Annotated in this window: 14 protein-coding genes and 1 tRNA gene; 8 read left to right on the top strand and 7 right to left on the bottom strand. The window is 72.9% G+C overall.

The features are described from left to right. Window positions 1–115 precede the first annotated feature (115 nt). Window positions 116–655: a GntR family transcriptional regulator gene (locus SXIM_RS08040; RefSeq protein ID WP_246156855.1), complete on the top strand. Its 540-nt coding sequence runs from the start codon at window positions 116–118 to the stop codon at window positions 653–655. A gap of 101 nt (window positions 656–756) precedes the next feature. On the opposite strand, the gene SXIM_RS08035 is transcribed toward SXIM_RS08040, so the two are convergent. From SXIM_RS08035 to SXIM_RS08015, 5 genes are all read right to left on the bottom strand, one after another. Beyond that, window positions 757–1,299 (bottom strand): DapH/DapD/GlmU-related protein, encoded by a 543-nt coding sequence (locus SXIM_RS08035; protein ID WP_046723435.1) that lies wholly within the window; start codon window positions 1,297–1,299, stop codon window positions 757–759. A 28-nt stretch (window positions 1,300–1,327) separates the two neighbouring features. Further along, window positions 1,328–2,287 carry a LysR family transcriptional regulator gene (locus SXIM_RS08030; protein WP_046723433.1) on the bottom strand — a complete coding sequence of 320 codons (960 nt, stop codon included), beginning with the start codon at window positions 2,285–2,287 and terminating at the stop codon, window positions 1,328–1,330. Window positions 2,288–2,376: 89 nt separating this feature from the next. After that, window positions 2,377–3,132 carry an RDD family protein gene (locus SXIM_RS08025; protein ID WP_078846868.1) on the bottom strand — a complete coding sequence of 252 codons (756 nt, stop codon included), beginning with the start codon at window positions 3,130–3,132 and terminating at the stop codon, window positions 2,377–2,379. Between the two features lie 43 nt (window positions 3,133–3,175). Beyond that, entirely contained in the window at window positions 3,176–5,077 is a 1,902-nt protein-coding gene (locus SXIM_RS08020) for a heavy metal translocating P-type ATPase (RefSeq protein ID WP_046723431.1), read from the bottom strand. A gap of 196 nt (window positions 5,078–5,273) precedes the next feature. Continuing rightward, a tRNA-Arg gene (locus SXIM_RS08015) sits at window positions 5,274–5,346 on the bottom strand. A 246-nt stretch (window positions 5,347–5,592) separates the two neighbouring features. Between SXIM_RS08015 and SXIM_RS08010 the strand changes: the two genes are divergently transcribed. Next, complete coding sequence (locus SXIM_RS08010; protein ID WP_078635039.1) at window positions 5,593–7,233, top strand: P-loop NTPase family protein; 1,641 nt, start codon at window positions 5,593–5,595, stop codon at window positions 7,231–7,233. Window positions 7,234–7,275: 42 nt separating this feature from the next. Then, a complete protein-coding gene (locus tag SXIM_RS08005; protein ID WP_342783583.1) occupies window positions 7,276–9,267 on the top strand; it encodes a GTPase in 1,992 nt (663 codons plus the stop codon). An 88-nt stretch (window positions 9,268–9,355) separates the two neighbouring features. Here SXIM_RS08005 and SXIM_RS08000 read toward each other — a convergent pair whose 3' ends face one another. Continuing rightward, window positions 9,356–10,198, bottom strand: a complete 843-nt coding sequence (locus SXIM_RS08000; protein ID WP_425473457.1) for a DUF1684 domain-containing protein — start codon at window positions 10,196–10,198, stop codon at window positions 9,356–9,358. A gap of 428 nt (window positions 10,199–10,626) precedes the next feature. Here SXIM_RS08000 and SXIM_RS07995 point away from each other — a divergent pair, with 428 nt between their 5' ends. The 4 genes from SXIM_RS07995 (at window position 10,627) to SXIM_RS07980 (ending at window position 15,016) form a co-directional block, all read left to right on the top strand. Beyond that, entirely contained in the window at window positions 10,627–12,039 is a 1,413-nt protein-coding gene (locus SXIM_RS07995) for a Cys-Gln thioester bond-forming surface protein (RefSeq protein ID WP_030725455.1), read from the top strand. A gap of 222 nt (window positions 12,040–12,261) precedes the next feature. Further along, window positions 12,262–13,926, top strand: a complete 1,665-nt coding sequence (gene ettA, locus SXIM_RS07990; protein ID WP_030725458.1) for an energy-dependent translational throttle protein EttA — start codon at window positions 12,262–12,264, stop codon at window positions 13,924–13,926. A gap of 17 nt (window positions 13,927–13,943) precedes the next feature. Beyond that, window positions 13,944–14,369, top strand: coding sequence for an acyl-CoA thioesterase (locus SXIM_RS07985; RefSeq protein WP_030725460.1), 426 nt, complete (start codon window positions 13,944–13,946; stop codon window positions 14,367–14,369). Beyond that, window positions 14,366–15,016, top strand: a complete 651-nt coding sequence (locus SXIM_RS07980; protein WP_030725462.1) for a DUF8185 domain-containing protein — start codon at window positions 14,366–14,368, stop codon at window positions 15,014–15,016. The genes SXIM_RS07985 and SXIM_RS07980 overlap by 4 nt, the downstream gene beginning before the upstream one ends. 84 nt (window positions 15,017–15,100) lie before the next feature. Here the strand turns inward: SXIM_RS07980 and SXIM_RS07975 are convergent, their stop codons facing one another. After that, entirely contained in the window at window positions 15,101–15,955 is an 855-nt protein-coding gene (locus tag SXIM_RS07975; RefSeq protein WP_030725465.1) for a Scr1 family TA system antitoxin-like transcriptional regulator, read from the bottom strand. Window positions 15,956–16,089: 134 nt separating this feature from the next. On the opposite strand from SXIM_RS07975, the gene SXIM_RS07970 reads away from it, so the two are divergent. Beyond that, window positions 16,090–16,494, top strand: a complete 405-nt coding sequence (locus tag SXIM_RS07970) for a globin (protein WP_030725468.1) — start codon at window positions 16,090–16,092, stop codon at window positions 16,492–16,494. Window positions 16,495–16,527: the final 33 nt, after the last annotated feature.

Genomic DNA, 16,527 nt, shown 5'->3' with positions numbered 1-16,527 from the left:
GGGCCCCGACGCAGGAACACGCCCTCCCCACACGCTGTGGGGAGGGCCTTCGCGCTGAGTACCTGGCTTGGGGCCCGGGGTTGATGAGGAGGAGCCTGTGAGTGGTGGCGGTTGGGTGCATACGTCCACGCCGTACGTAGCGGCGTCGGGGCGGGGTGACGTATGGGCCGAGGAGGCGGCTGCCCAAGGGCGTCGGGGAACCCAGCGCATCGTTCGGGCCGGGGAGGCCACCGCGTCCACCGAGGTGGCCGGCCTGCTGGGGATCCCGGAGGGCAGCGCCGTGGTCGAGCGGCGGCGACTGATCCATCTCGACGGGCGCACGGTCGAGTCGACGCGGACGTACTGGCCCGTCGCTATCGCCGGCGGGACCGCGCTGACGCAGGCGCGCAAAATCAAGGGCGGTGCGGTCGCACTGCTCGCCGAACTCGGTCACGCCGCCCATGTGGTGCGGGAAGAAGTCCGGGCCCGGATGCCGGACGACGACGAACGGGCCGTTCTCGGCCTGGGGCCGAGCGACCCGGTGCTGCAACTGGTGCGGCAGACGCTGGATGGCGAGGGCGCGCCCTTCCAGGTGGATGTGTCTGTCTTCGCCGCCCCCACGCAGCGACTGCGTTACGAGATGAGAGTCGGCCAGGACGCCCCCGACGGTCGGTGAACGCCAGGGCACCGGCCCTCCGCCCGGAGGGGTGCCGGTGCCCCTGACCGCCGGCGATCAGGGCGCGACGGCGCGATACCCGTTCCGGGGTATCCGGAGGGTCAGTACTGCCGACGGACGGATGCCTTCGGGCCGGTGACCAGGGTGGCGGGGGGTACGTCGTCGGCGACGACCGCGCCTGCGGCTATGACCGCGTCGCGGCCGATGGTGACGCCCGGCAGGATGGTGGCGCCCGCGCCGATCCATACGTTCTCCGCCACGTCGATGGGCGCGCCGGTGAGGTACAGCTGCCGCTCCGCCGGGTCCACCGGGTGGCCGCCGGTGATGAAGGTGGCCTTCGGGCCGATCCATACGCCCTCGGCCAGCCGGATGCCCGCGTAGTCGAGGAACGTGCAGTTCTGGTTGATGAACACCCGCTCGGCCAGGTCGAGGTGGAGACCGTGGTCCGTGTAGAACGGCGGGTAGATCGTCGTTCCGGTCGGCAACGGCTTGCCGAGGATCTGTTCGAACAGGTTGGCCTTGCCGGCCTCGTCGCCGAAGGGCAGCACGTTGAGGCGGGAGGTGAGGTCCGTGACCCGCTGAACCCGCTCAATATGGGCCCGGAACTCGGGACTGTGGACGAGCATGAGCCGGTCGCTGGACATGGGGCGGGCCTTTCCGGTGGGGAGCGTGTCAGGTGGTGGGGTCGTTGTCGCCGTCGTGCGGCCGGGTCGCCCAGGACGGGACCCAGGTCCCCTCGGGCAGCCTCGGCAGCCCGGCGAAGTGGGCGAGGACTCCGCGCAGTCCGGGGTGCGGGTTGGCGCGGGGCAGGATGAGCGAGAGCGGGTATCCGATCGTCGGCGACACGAGGGGGATGCGGCGCAGGTCGTGGTGCGCCGGCCACTGGTAGCGGTCGCGGGCGCCGACGAGGGTGGCCACGTCACCGGACTCCGCCAGGACGTCCAGCAGCACCTCGTCCCCGAAGTGCGGACCGGCGGCGTCGATGCGCAGATCGAACTCGGTGACCAGCTCGTCGTAGAACTCCGCCCATTCGCTGCCGGGCGCGATGCCGGGTACCCAGATGCGGTGCTTGCGCAGTTGGTACGGGGTCAGTTCCGCCGCCTTGGCCAGCGGATGTTTCGGGCCGACGAGCAGTTCCACCGGGGAGTCGAAGGCGTGCCGCATCCGGACGCCGGGTGGCAGCGCGGAGGGATCGGTGACCGAGCGGAACGTCGCGTCGACCTCGCCGGCCGCGACGGCGGCGACCGCCTCCCACGGGTCGGTGACCTTGAGGGTGACCACGTCGATCTTGGTACCGGGGCGCGACCGCCAGTACGCGTGCAGCAGGACGGCCTGTGCGGTGCGCAGTCCGAGTACGTCGATGCGCAGGGTGCGGGCGCCCGGCCGGACGGCGGTCAGGGCGCGTTCGACGCTCGCGACGACGTCCCGGGCGTGGGGGAGGAACGTGCGGCCGTCCCGGGTGAGCTCCACACCCCGCGCCGTGCGGGTGAACAGCCGGACCTCCAGCTCGCGTTCCAGACAGGCGATCCGTTTGGAGATCGCCTGCTGGGTCACGCCCAGTTCGTCGGCCGCGTGCCGGAACTGCCCGAGCTCGGCGGCCCGGACGAACGATCGCAGTGCTTCGGTGTCCACGACCTCATGCTAGGAACGCACAACCAGCGGTTGTGGCTCTCCCGGAGCCGGTTGTGCGGCCCCCGGGGCCGCACAACCCGGGGCGTGGATCAGGCGGCGGCGACAGGTGCCGGCGGAGGGGTCTCCCCGTCCGGCGCGCGACGCCGCATCGCGCCCGGCAGGCGGGTCCAGACGGGCTGGAGGCGGAAGGCGCTGGCGACGACGGTGCCCGAGGGGCGGTCCGCCAGGGAGCGGCGGGTACCGGCCAGGGCGAGCAGGGAGTGGAGGAGGAACACGGCCACCGCGAGGATCCAGCACAGCACCGACAGGCCGATGGCGCCGCCCACCAGCAGGCAGCAGGCGAGCGCGTACCAGCCCACGTCGACCAGGGTGCCGGCCGCCGCCCGGCCGGCCGCTGCGGAGCGGGCGGGGCGCTGCCCGTCGCGGCGGTTCAGCACCCGCAGGCCCAGCAGCGCCTGGCCGGGTGTACGGCCCATCAGGGCCAGGGACGCGAAGCGGTAGGCGAAGGCGAACAGCACCAGCCCCGCGAAGCCCTGCCACACGGCACGCACCGAGGAGCGCCACAGCGAGGTGCCCACGCCCTGGCCCGCGCCCAACAGGTCACCACCGGAAGTGGCGAGCTGCCAGGCGGAGATGCCCACCAGTCCCGGTACGCCGGTCAGTTTGGCGCTGATCCGGTTGAAGGTGAGCCAGCCGAGAAGCGCGGCCACGGCGAGGATCACCGTGAAGTCCAGCAGCCAGCCGAGCAGGCGGCGGGTGCGTGGAGCGCGGTCGGCGGGCGGTACCGGTGCCGTTGCCTGAACGGGTGCCGCGACCGGAAGTGGATCCGTGACCGGCTGACTCATCGTTCCCCCGAAGATGTGGTGTTGTGATGATCAACTCCACATCCTAGGGGCCGAGTTCGGGGGTCGCCGCCGCCCGCCGCCAGGCGGACTCGCGCAGCAGCCGCAGGCCGTTGAGGCCGACCAGCACCGTGGAGCCCTCGTGGCCCGCCACGCCCAGCGGGAGCGGCAGATGGCCGACCAGGTCCCAGGTGACCAGGACGGCGATGAACGTTCCGGCGATCACCAGGTTCTGGATCACCAGCCGCCGCGCCCGGCGGGACAGGTCCAGGACGGCGGGGATGGTGGCGAGTTCGTCGCGGACCACGACCGCGTCGGCGGTCTCCAGGGCGAGGTCGGAGCCGGCCCGGCCCATCGCCACCCCGGTGTGGGCGGCGGCCAGTGCCGGGGCGTCGTTCACGCCGTCGCCGACCAGCAGCACTTTGCGTCCGGCCTGCTCCCACTCCCGTACGGCGGCGGCCTTGTCCTGCGGCAGCAGCCCGGCGCGTACCTCGGTGATGCCGACCTCGGCGGCCAGTCGCCGGGCCGCCGCCTCGTTGTCGCCGGTGAGCAGGACGGGGGAGCGGCCGGTGTACGCGGTGAGCGCGGCGACGGTGGCGGCGGCGCCGGGGCGGGGGCGGTCGGCCAGACCGATGAGCCCGACCGGGGCGCCGTCCCGCAGGACGGCCACGGCGGTACGTCCCGACGCCTCCAGGTCGGTGGCACCGCCGGGGAAGAGCCGGGCCGGGGCGCCGACGCGGATCTCGCGGCCCTTGACGGTGGCGGTGACCCCGGTGCCGGGTGCGGAGGCGAAGTCGGTGGCCTCGGCGAGCACCAGGCCGCGCTCGCGGGCGGTGCCGGTGATGGCGCGGGCGAGGGGGTGTTCGCTGGGGTGTTCCGCCGACGCGGCCAGCGCCAGCAGGGCGTCCTCGTCGAGTCCGGAGCCCGGCAGCGGCCGGAGGTCGGTGACGCGCGGGGTGCCCTCGGTGAGGGTGCCGGTCTTGTCGAGGGCGACGGCGTCGATCTGGGCGAGGCGTTCCATCACGACGGCCGACTTGGCGAGCACGCCGTGCCGCCCGGCGTTGGCGATGGCGGACAGCAGCGGCGGCATGGTGGCCAGCACGACGGCGCACGGCGAGGCCACGATCATGAAGGTCATGGCGCGCAGCAGGGTGTCGTCGAGGGTGGCGCCCAGGGAGAGCGGGATGAGGAAGAGCGCCAGGGTGGCGGTCACCATCGCCCAGGAGTAGCGCTGTTCGATCTTCTCGATGAACAGCTGGGTGGGGGCCTTGGTCCCGGACGCCTCCTCCACCAGGGTGACGATCCGGGCGATGACGGAGTCGGCGGGGTCGCGGGTGACCCGCACCCGCAGCGCGCCGGTGCCGTTGACCGTCCCGGCGAACACCTCCTCGCCCGGCCGCTTGGCGACGGGCAGCGGCTCGCCGGTGATGGTGGCCTGGTCGATCTCGCTCTCGCCCTCGGTCACCACGCCGTCGGCGCCGACGCGTTCGCCGGGGCGGACCAGGACGGTGTCGCCGATGGCGAGGGTGTCGGCGGGCACGGTCTCCTCGCCCGCGCCGCCGGGCAGCAGCCGGGTGGCGGTGGCCGGGGCGAGGTCCAGCAGGCTGCGGACGGACTCGGCGGTGCGGTGGGTGGCGATGGCCTCCAGGGCGCCGGAGGTGGCGAAGATGACGATGAGCAGCGCGCCGTCCAGGACCTGCCCGATGGCGGCGGCGCCGAGCGCGGCCACGACCATCAGCAGGTCCACGTCGAGGGTCTTCTCGCGCAGCGCCTTGAGCCCTTCCCAGCCGGGCTCCCAGCCGCCGCAGATGTAGGTGGCGGCGTACAGCGGGGCCCAGGTCCAGGCGGGGGCGCCGAGGAGGTGCAGGGGCAGCGCGAGCAGGAAGAGGGCCAGGGCGGCGAGCGCCCAGCGCGCCTCCGGCAGCCGTACATACGTAGACGTGAACACCTATTCATGTATAGCAGAGAAGCCGGCGCGGTCGCGGTGTGAAGATTCACCCTGGCCGGGTGCGGCGGGCCGTGGCGCGTGACGCTCGCGGGGAACCGGCCTGCGAAGGGGTACGGTGCTCACCCGGCGGCGGCCTGCCCCGTTCACGGCGGACGGCGGGTCGCCCTCCCCGGGTCGCCCGCCGTCGATGTGCGCGCGCCCCCGGCAGGACTCGAACCTGCGGCCAAGTGCTTAGAAGGCACCTGCTCTATCCACTGAGCTACGGGGGCATGAGCTCCATCACGGCCCGGGACGGATGCCCTCGCTGACCTCGACGCACAGGATAGAGCGTCGCGAGGTTCGCCCCGGATGCTTCACGGCGACGCCGTCGTGTGGAGATCCAGTGAAGCAGCCCCGATAATCGCAGGCGAGTGCGATGCGCGCAGCGATTTCGCGGGCTCGCGCGAGGGGTGTTGCGCACTCGTTATGCCACAGCGCCGGGTTTGCCGCCCGGAATCGGGCGCGTTCGGGCGAATATGCTTTGGAAACCGCGTGAAATTGGGCATTCTTCGCATGTGGCGATCTTGGACGCACGGCCCGAACTGCTCGAAGCGCTGACCGTACTGCGGGAGCGCCTCGCTGCCGCGTGCTTCCCGCTGGAGCTGCCCGGCGCACCCCGGGCGCGGCGCTCGCGGGCGGAACTGCTGGCCCAGCTCGACGGATACCTGCTGCCCAGGCTGCGCCGCCCCGACGCCCCGCTGCTGGCCGTCATCGGCGGGTCCACCGGGGCCGGCAAATCCACCCTGGTCAACTCCCTCATCGGCCGCCCGGTCACCGAGGCAGGCGTGCTGCGCCCCACCACCCGCACCCCCGTCCTGGTCTGCCACCCCGATGACCGGCACTGGTTCGCCGGCGACCGCGTGCTGCCCCAGCTGGACCGCGCCCGCGGCGAACTCGCCATGGAGACCACCCGCACCCTGCCCCCCGGCATCGCCCTGCTGGACGCCCCCGACATCGACTCCCTCGTCGAGGGGCAGCGCGACCTCGCCGCCGACCTGCTGTGCGCCGCCGACATCTGGATCCTGGTCACCACCGCCTCCCGCTACGCCGACGCCCTGCCCTGGCACCTGCTGCGCAGCGCCCAGGAGTACGACGTCACGCTGGCCACCGTCCTGGACCGGGTGCCGCACCAGATCGCCGCCGAGGTCTCCCGCCACTACGCCGCCCTGCTCGAACACGCCGGACTCGACGACATCCCCCGCTTCACCGTCCCCGAACTGCCCGAATCCGCCGGCGGCGGCAACGGACTGTTGCCCCGCACCGCCGTCGCCGCGCTGCGTGAATGGCTCGCCCACCAGGCCCAGAGCCCCTCCGCCCGCTCCCACGCCGCCGCCCGCACCGCCACCGGCGCACTCGCCGCGCTCAAGGGCTCCGTCGCCGCCCTCGCCTCCGCCGCGGCGGCCCAGTACGCCACCGCCGTACGGCTGGACCAGCAGCTCCAGAACGCCTACCGGGAGTCGGTCAAGCGCGTACGCCAGTGCCTGACCACCGGCGGTGTCCTCACCGGCGCCGCCCGCGCCCACTGGGCCGCCTTCCCCGAGGACACCAGCAGCTCCGAACTCCTGGACGCCCTCACCGACGCGCTCACCGCCCTGCTCACCGAGGCCGTCGCCGCCGCCGACGAACACACCACCGCCGCCTGGCGCCGCGAGGCCGGCGCCCCGCCCGGCGGCTGCGACACCCCCGAAGAGGTCCGCGAACGGGTCGGCATCCGGGTCCGGCGGCTGCGCCGCTGCCTGGAGGAACTGGCCGACGAGGCACGCGCCGCCTCCGGCGGGCACAACGGCCCCGTCATCGGCGAACGCGGCGGCCCCGCCCGGGTCAAGACCGGCGACGACGGCGAACTCGCCGCCCTGCTCGCCGCCGGACTGCTCGGCGGCAAGGAGGCCCAGATCGCCCAGCACACCCTCGCCGGCGTCCTGGGCACCCTCGCCGCCAACCGGATGCGCGACAACGGCCGCCGCATGCTCAACGACTGCGTCGACCAGGTCCTCGGCGAGGAGCGCGACCGGCGCGGCGACCCCCTGCACCACCTCGGCATCAGCGCGGACCACCAGGTCGAGCTGATCGCCGCCCTGTCCACCCTCCAGGCGGAACGGCTGCGCACCGCGGCCTGACCGCCGCCCGCCCCCATCCCATCCACGACAAGGAGACCGCCGGTGCCGCAGAGGACCATGACGGCGGAACACCAGGGCAACGGCTGGGACGACGGCCTCATCGCCCGCCGCGCGCTCATCGACGACGTACCCACGGGGCGCGCCACCGAACTCGCCACCGCCGTGCCCGCCCCCGCGCACGGCGCCGAGGCCCCCGAGGACCGCGCCCTGCAGATCCGGCTGGGCGCCCTGCGCGAGCTGATCGGCCTCTCCCGCGCCCGCTTGGACGCCGGCGCGCTCACCGACGCCGGCAAGGTGATCGACGAGGCGGCGGCCCGCCACCGGCTGCCCAGGACGTACACCACCGTCGCCATCGCGGGCGCCACCGGCAGCGGCAAGTCCACCCTCTTCAACGCCATGGCCGGCGCCAACCTCTCCGAGACCGGGGTGCGCCGCCCCACCACCGCCAACGCCGTCGCGTGCAGCTGGCCCGCCGGCAAGGGACGCGGCGGCGACGGGCTGCTGGAACGTCTGGCCATCCCCGTCCGCGCCCGGCGCCGCGCCCACGTGCCCGACCCGGCGCTGCGCGGCCTGATCCTGCTCGACCTGCCCGACCACGACTCCATCGCCCCCGACCACCGCGAACAGGTGGACCGGCTGCTGGGCCTGGTCGACGCCGTGATCTGGGTGGTGGACCCCGAGAAGTACGCCGACGCCCTTTTCCACGAGCGCTACCTGCGGGCCTTCGCCGGACACGCCGAGGTCAGCATCGTCGTCCTCAACCAGGCCGACCGGCTGCCCGGCGAGGCGGTGGATGCCGTGCTGGACGACCTGCGCCGGCTGCTGGACGAGAGCGGCGTCGCGCTCGGGGAACACGGCGAACCGGGCGCCGCGGTGCTGGCCGTCTCCGCCCTCACCGGGCAGGGCGTGCCCGAACTGCGGCAGCTCGTCGGCGAACTGGTCGGCGGCCGGTCGGCCGCCGCCAAGCGGCTCACGGCGGACGTCGACGGGGTCACCAGGCGGCTGCGCCCGCTGTACGTGGGGGAGGAGGCCGAGAGCCCGGCCGGGCTGACCCAGCGCACCCGGGAGGACTTCGAGGAGCGGCTCGCGCAGGCGGTCGGCGCCCAGGCCGCCGGGCAGGCCGCCGAACGCGGCTGGCTGCGGCGCGCCGACCGGGCGTGCGGCACGCCGTGGGCGCAGCTGGCGCGCCGGATGGCGTTCCGGCAGGCGCAGCGGCGCGGTGAGCCGCCGGCGCTGCTGGCCCGCCGGCTGGCCGGTGACCCGGCCCCCGCCGTCTCCCGCCCTGGCCTTGAGCAGGCGGTACGGGAGCTGGCCGAGGACGCCTCGCGCGGGCTGCCACTGCCGTGGTCCACCGCCGTGCACGACGCGGCGTGGCGCGGCGCGCAGGGCCTGCCGCGCGCCCTGGAGTCCTCGCTGGCCCGCCCGCCGGAGCAGGCCGACAGCGACAAGTCGACACGGCGGCAGAAGCAGGAGAAAGAAGAGGGGAAAGAAAAAACGGGGAAGAGCGGCAAGCCGGACCGCCCCAGGCGCTGGTTCGCCCGCCACCGGCAGCCCGAACTGACCGTGCTCAAGCCGCCGCCCGGCACCCTACCGGCCGCCCCCCTGCCGACCGGACCGGCGAACCCGGCCCTGCAACTGCCGCGCCCCGGCTGGTGGTCGGTGGCCGCCTTCGGGCAGGCGCTGCTGCTCGCCGCACAACTGCTCGGCGTCAGCTGGCTGCTGGCCGCCCTCGTCGGCCTCCCGGTGGCCGGCCGCTGGCTGCCGCTGGTGCTGCTGCTCGGCGGCTCGGTCGGAGGCCCGCTGCTGGCCTGGATCTGCCGCTTCGCCGCCCGGGGCCCGGCGCACAGCTGGGGCCGCAAGGAGGAGTGGCGGCTGCGCAGGCTCGCCGCCGACGCCGGCCAGAGTCACGTCCTGGAACCGGTGGCGGCGGAACTCATGCGCTACCGGGAGGTCCGCGAGCAGTACGCCATCGCCGCCTCGCCGACCGGCTCCGCCGAGGACCCGATCCCCCCGGCCGTGCTGTCCGAGGGCTGATGCGGAGCGGGCCGGTCCCGGCGCCCGCCGGGGCGCGCCAACGCCCGGCCTCGGCCGCCGCCGCCCGCGCCCACCGTCACGCACGCGGTCAGGCGGTGCCGCCGCGTCCGCGGGGCAGCCGCTCGCCCGCCTCGACAGCCGGCGCCAGCCGGTTCTCGCGGGGCGGCAGCGGGCAGGTCGCCAGATCGGTGTACGCGCAGGGCAGGTTGACCGCCCGGTTGAAGTCCACGGTCACCCGGCCCCCGGCGTCCGGCGGCGCGATCGACAGGGAACGGTTCGCCGCGTACGTGGTCACCCCCGAGGTGGCGTCGGTGAACAGCACGAACAGCGCGCCGGGCCGGCCCCCGTTGAACGCGGTCAGCCGGTGGGTGACGCCGTCGATCGCGAACTCGATCTCGCCCGGTGCGGTCAGGACGTGCTCCAGCCCCTCCACGACCGCGCCGACCGTCACCGGCCGGGGCGCGTCGAAGGGCAGGAAGCGACCGGGGCGCGCCCAGCGCGGGTCGGGTGCGTAGGCGGGGGTGCCGGTGAAGCCGGTGCGCAGCGGGTTGGCCGGGTTCCGGGGGCGCAGCACGGGCCGCCCGCCGCGCCGGGCCACCTCGACCACCAGATCGCCGGAGCCGGCCGACACGCTGCCGCCGTCCGGCAGCCCGGTGAACCGGTGCCGCCGGGGGAGGGGTTCGCCGTCCACGGTGAGCGTCTCGCCGTCGGACAGTTCGACCAGGACCGTCCCGTCCTCGTCGGTGGACCAGGTGCCGGGCGCGTCCTCGAACCGGGTGGGCTCCGGGGTCAGCCAGCGCATGCTGGTGATCGCCAGGAAGCCGTGCGGGGCGGCCAGGGAGCGGTCACGTTCGTCGTGCCAGGCCCGCCAGTCGCGGGCGAACGAGGCGGGGGCGGGGTCGGTGGGGTGTGCGGCGGACACGGTCGTCACAGGGGTCTCCGGTCGCGGGAGCGGGCGTACGGGGGCGGGGGAGGGCGCCGGTGTTCCGGCGTCAGGCCGTACAGGAGGCCGTGGTGACCCGCCCCGGATCGATGTACCGACGGGACGTCAGGGCAGCCGCTCGCATGGGGACGAGAATGCGCGGGATCGCCCCGGTACGTCAATGAGGTGGGGCACACCGGCACCCTCAGGCGCTCCGGAAGGGGTCTCCGACCGGCCGGTCGGGCGGGTGCCGTGAATGTTCCCATTCCGAGCGATTCTGAGGTAACGATTCCACGTCGGAAGGCTTAAGACTGTCTACGGGCGGGGACACACAGCAACTCCCTCTCTACGATCCGGCAGTACGCACGGGGAAGTTGATGAGCGTGCCGCCTCAAGTGCGGCTGCGCGCCCCCGTGATCGCCGTGGAGGGGACTTACATGATGTTTGCACGCAAGCGGGTCGCCGCCCGCCTTGCGGCTACCGCCGTCGCCACCGGGCTTGCCGCCGCCGGCGTGCTGGCCACCGCCGGCCCGGCCCTCGCCGACCAGACCCCGGGCAACGGCGGTGCGACCGCCACCCTGGACGGGCTCCGCGTCAGCGACAAGATCGACGTGACGCGTGATGGACGGACCAGCACCTACAGCGGTGGTCTGTTCTACCTCAGCGCCGACGACGGCGGCACCCTGAAGACGTACTGCATCGACTTCGGCACGCCCACCTCGCCGAACGCCAAGTACAAGGAGACCGACTGGAACTCCTCGCGTCTGCACGACCTCCAGGAGGAGGCCGCCAAGATCCACTGGATCCTGCAGAACTCCTACCCGGTCGTCGATGACCTCAACTCCCTGGCCGAGGCCGCCGGTGCCAACGGGCTGACCGCCGAGCAGGCCGCCGCCGGTACCCAGGCCGCCATCTGGGAGCTGTCGGACGGCGTCGAGGCCACCCCGAAGAACGAGAACGCCGCGAAGCTCGCGGACTGGCTCGGCGACAACGCCGAGGCCATCGAGGAGCCGCGCGCCTCCCTGGGGCTCTCCCCGCAGGAGGTCACCGGCAAGCCCGGTGAGCTGGCCGGCCCCGTCACCGTGCACACCAGCGCCGACGCCGTCGTGGTCTCCACCGACCCCGCCGCTGCCGCCGCCGGTGTCACCGTCGTGGACGCCAACGGCGAGACCATCACCGAGTCCACCCCGGTGACCGACGGTACCGAGCTGTTCTTCTCGGTGCCCGAGGGCGCCGAGGACGGTTCCGCCTCCCTGAGCGCCACCGCCACCTCCCCGGTGCCGGTCGGCCGCGTCTTCACCGGCGTCGACGTCCGCACCCAGACCATGATCCTGGCCGGCTCCTCCGAGTCGTCCGTGACCGCGGGCGCCAGCGTCAACTGGGCCAGCGAGGGTCCGAACCCGGCCATCACCGCCGAAGAGGTCTGCGTCGACGGCGGCGTGCAGCTGACCGTCACCAACGACGGCGACCAGCCGTTCACCTTCGAGCTGGAGGGCGAGTCCTACGAGATCGCCCCGGGCGTCGAGGAGAAGGTCCTGGTCCCGGTCGAGAACGGCCAGGCCTACGAGATCACGGTCGAGAACCTGGAGGGCAAGGAGCCCTGGGTCTTCTCCGGTGTCCTGAACTGCGACACCGCCGGTGAGGAGCCGATCGCCGAGCCCGAGCCCGAGACCCCCGCCGAGAACGAGCCCGCCCCGGCCACCACCGGCGGCAGCGGCCCGGACCTGGCCGAGACCGGCTCCAGCTCCAACCTCGGCATGATGGCCGGCATCGCCGTGGGCCTGCTGGCCGTCGGTGGCGGCGCGGTGTTCTTCCTCCGCAAGCGGGCCGCCGGCTCCGCCGCCGAGTAAGCACCAGCACCACTCAGCACTGCCCGTACCGGCGGTGAGCGGCCGTTTCGCACGGTGATCGCCGCCCGTACCCGAAGGGGCGGGTCCCACCCGGGACCCGCCCCTTTCGCGTCCCCTCGGCCTCTAGCACACCCCCGGCCGGTTTCCGCCCGGGGCATGCCATGCGGCAGGATGGACGCATCCACTCTTCCGCCCCTTCACTGATTAGCCGGACGGTTTCTGTTGGCTGAGTACATCTACACCATGCGCAAGGCGCGCAAGGCACACGGCGACAAGGTGATCCTTGACGACGTGACCCAGAGCTTTCTGCCCGGGGCCAAGATCGGTGTCGTGGGCCCCAACGGCGCGGGTAAGTCCACCGTGCTGAAGATCATGGCCGGTCTGGAGCAGCCCTCCAACGGTGATGCCTTCCTCACTCCGGGTTACAGCGTCGGCATCCTGCTCCAGGAGCCGCCGCTGGACGAGACCAAGACCGTGCTGGAGAACGTCCAGGACGGCGTGGCCGAGGTCAAGGGCCAGCTCGACCGGTTCAACGAGATCGCCGAACTGATGGCGACCGACTACTCCGACGCGCTCATGGAAGAGATGGGCGCGCTCCAGGAGAAGCTGGACCACGCCAACGCCTGGGACCTGGACGCCCAGCTGGAGCAGGCCATGGACGCCCTGGGCTGCCCGCCCGGCGACTGGGAGGTCACCAAGCTCTCCGGTGGCGAGAAGCGCCGCGTGGCGCTGTGCAAGCTGCTGCTGGAGCAGCCCGACCTGCTGCTGCTGGACGAGCCCACCAACCACCTGGACGCCGAGTCGGTGAACTGGCTGGAGCAGCACCTGGCGAAGTACCCGGGCACCGTGGTGGCCATCACCCACGACCGGTACTTCCTCGACAACGTCGCCCAGTGGATCTGTGAGGTCGACCGCGGCCGGCTGCACGGCTACGAGGGCAACTACTCCAAGTACCTGGAGACCAAGCAGGCGCGCCTGAAGGTCGAGGGCCAGAAGGACGCCAAGCGCGCCAAGCGGCTCAAGGACGAACTGGAGTGGGTCCGCTCCAACGCCAAGGGCCGGCAGGCCAAGTCCCGCGCCCGTCTCGCCCGTTACGAGGAGATGGCGGCGGAGGCCGAGAAGACCCGCAAGCTGGACTTCGAGGAGATCCAGATCCCGCCGGGCCCGCGCCTGGGCAGCGTGGTCGTCGAGGTCGACCACCTGACCAAGGGGTTCGGCGACAAGGTGCTCATCGACGACCTGTCGTTCACCCTGCCGCGCAACGGCATCGTCGGGGTGATCGGCCCCAACGGCGCCGGCAAGACCACCCTGTTCAAGATGATCATGGATCTTGAGAAGCCGGACTCCGGGAGCATCAAGACCGGCGAGACGGTCAAGGTCTCCTACGTCGACCAGTCCCGCGCCAACATCGACCCCAAGAAGACGCTGTGGGCCGTCGTCTCCGACGAGCTGGACTACATCAACGTCGGCCAGGTCGAGATGCCCTCGCGGGCGTACGTCTCCGCGTTCGGCTTCAAGGGCCCGGACCAGCAGAAGCCGGCCGGGGTCCTGTCCGGCGGTGAGCGCAACCGCCTGAACCTGGCGCTCACCCTCAAGCAGGGCGGCAACCTGCTGCTCCTCGACGAGCCGACGAACGACCTGGACGTGGAGACGCTCTCCTCCCTGGAGAACGCCCTGCTGGACTTCCCCGGCTGCGCCGTGGTCGTCTCCCACGACCGGTGGTTCCTGGACCGGATCGCCACCCACATCCTCGCCTACGAGGGCGACTCCAAGTGGTTCTGGTTCGAGGGCAACTTCGAGGCCTACGAGAAGAACAAGGCCGAGCGCCTGGGCCCGGAGGCCAGTCGCCCGCACCGGGCGACGTACAAGAAGCTCACCCGGGGCTGAGGGGCGGAGGAAGAGCCGTGCGGCATGTGTACGAGTGCCCCTTGCGCTGGTCGGACATGGATTCCTTCGGGCATGTCAACAACGTGATCTTCCTGCGGTATCTGGAAGAGGCCCGGATCGACTTCATGTTCCGGCTGGCGCGGCAGGCCGACTCCGGTGCGTTCACCGGCGGTTCGGTCGTCGCACGGCATGAGATCGACTATCTGCGCCCGCTGGTGCACCGGCACACGCCGGTCACCGTCGAGCTGTGGGTGGCGAAGGTGGGCGGCGCCTCGGTGACCGTGGCCTACGAGGTCAAGGACCCCGAGCAGGTGTACGTGCGGGCCGCCACCGTGGTGGTGCCCTACGACCTCCAGGCGGGCCGGCCGCGCCGGATCACCGAGGAGGAGCGCCGCTTCCTCGCGCACTACCAGGACGACACGGCCGGGAGCGGTACCGCGTGAGCCTGTCGTTCGCCGAGCGGGGGGAGGCCGCCGAGCTGGCGGCCCTCCTCGCCCGGCTGCTCCGCTGGGAGAAGGCGGCGGCCGCCCGGCTCCAGGCGGACGGGCAGGTGCTCGGCGTGTTCGCCAAGCCGGCCCGCTTCGACGTGCTGGCGATCCGCCCGCTGCGGCTCGCCGAGCCCGCCCGCCTCGACATCACCGTCTCGGCGGGCGAGCTGCTGGAAGGCATCGACGAGGCCGCCGGCACGGCGCGCGTCCCGGCGGCGGTGACCGGCCCGTCCTGGGCGGGCGTGCTGCCGCCGCGCGGCGGCTGGGAGCCGGTGGCCGAGCTGGAGCACGCCGGGGTACGGGGCGCGGCCGAGGCCGTGATCGCGGAGTTCCGGGAGCGTACGGAGGCGCTGGCCGCCACCGAGCGCACCAGGGACGCGCTGGACGCCCTGGCCGAGGAGATCTGGAGCCGGACGCTGTCCGGCACCCCGCTGCCGCTGCGTGCCGTGCACGCGGCCCGCTCGCTGGGTTTCCTGCGGGCCGCGGCGCCGGTGGCGGTGCTGGCCCGGGGCGTGTGGCTGCGGCTGCGCACCCCGCTGGGATCGATCGCGGTGCGCCGGCCCGGCACCACCACCCCGGGTCTGACGGTGACCCCGCGCTGACACGTTCGGGTGGCCGATCACCGCGGGGTTGACATCGGTCCCGGCGGGCGGTGCGCCACGGGCGGGGTGCGTGCCCCGTCCGGATCACATCTCGCGGGCGATGAACTGGATCAGCTGCCGCGACTCGCCCTCGTCGAGAGCGATCTTCTCGGAAACTTCCAGCAGTCTGCGGTACTTCTCCAACTCGTCCGCCCCATGCAGGAAATCACCGCCGAAAGGCGTGTCCACCTCGACCGTGTCCAGTTGCCGCACCGGCCCGTACGCATACAGAAATGACTGACCGTGCCCGGGAATGTCCTCCTGGGAAAACGGAATCACCCGCAGCTCGACCGAGGGCCACTCGGTCACCTTCAGCAGCCACTCCAACTGCCCGCGCGCCGTCGCACGGCCCCCGTACCGCATCCGCAGCGCGCCCTCGTGGATGATCGCCTGGCACCTGGGCGGGTTCTCCCCCCGCAGCAACTCCCCGCGCCGCAGCCGCACCGCCACCCGCGCCGTCAGCAACTCCTCGTCCGGCGGCGGCACCGAGCCCGCCATCACCGCGCGCGCGTACTCCGGCGTCTGGAACACCCCGGGCACCAGCAGCAGATGCACCATCCGCAACGCCGTGCTGTGGTGCTCCAGCTCCGCCATGTCCACATTCCCCTGCGGCACCTTCCCGCGGAACGCGTCCCACCAGTTGCCGCCCCGGTGCTCCCTGGCCATCGCGCACAATTCGCCGACCAGCCGCTGATCCCGGCACCCGTAGAACTCGGTCAGCCGCCGGATCCGTGTCTCACTGATTCCGCGCCGCCCGGATTCGATATTCGACATCTTCGCGCGATCCGTACCGATCCACGCCGCCGCCTCGTGCGCGGCTTTACCGGCCTGTTCCCGCAACTTCCGCAATTCGGCCCCGAGCCGCGCCTCGCGCGCGCTCGGAAGATCCCTCGGCGGCATCCTCGCCCTCCTCATCCACGACCGCATCAGTCTGCCGCGCCCTGTCGCCCCCGGTCTACTCTCCGTGAGTTCCCCGCGGTGAGCGCTCCCCGCACGCATTCCGGAGGCAGGAACGGGTCTGCGACCATGGAGGGGTGACTGAGATCCGACGCGGCACCCTGCACACCGAGACCTTCTACGAGCGGGTCGGTGGCGAGCCCACCTTCCGCAAGCTCGTGAAGCGCTTCTACCAGGGCGTGGCCGACGACCCGCTGCTGCGGCCCATGTACCCCGAGGAGGACCTGGGCCCGGCCGAGGAGCGCTTCACGCTCTTCCTCATGCAGTACTGGGGCGGCCCGCGCACCTACAGCGACAACCGGGGCCACCCCCGGCTGCGGATGCGGCACGCCCCCTTCACCGTCGACCGCGCGGCGCACGATGCCTGGCTGCGGCACATGCGGGACGCCATCGACACGCTCGGCCTCGCCCAGGAGGACGAGGCCGAGCTGTGGCGCTACATGCAGTACGCGGCCGGTTCGATGATCAACACCCCCGGCTGACCGGCGGCCGGACACCGCCGGGCCGCCGGTCGG

The organism is Streptomyces xiamenensis (genome assembly GCF_000993785.3).
GTDB lineage: Bacteria > Actinomycetota > Actinomycetes > Streptomycetales > Streptomycetaceae > Streptomyces > Streptomyces xiamenensis.
This window is presented reverse-complemented; position numbering and strand designations above follow the sequence as displayed.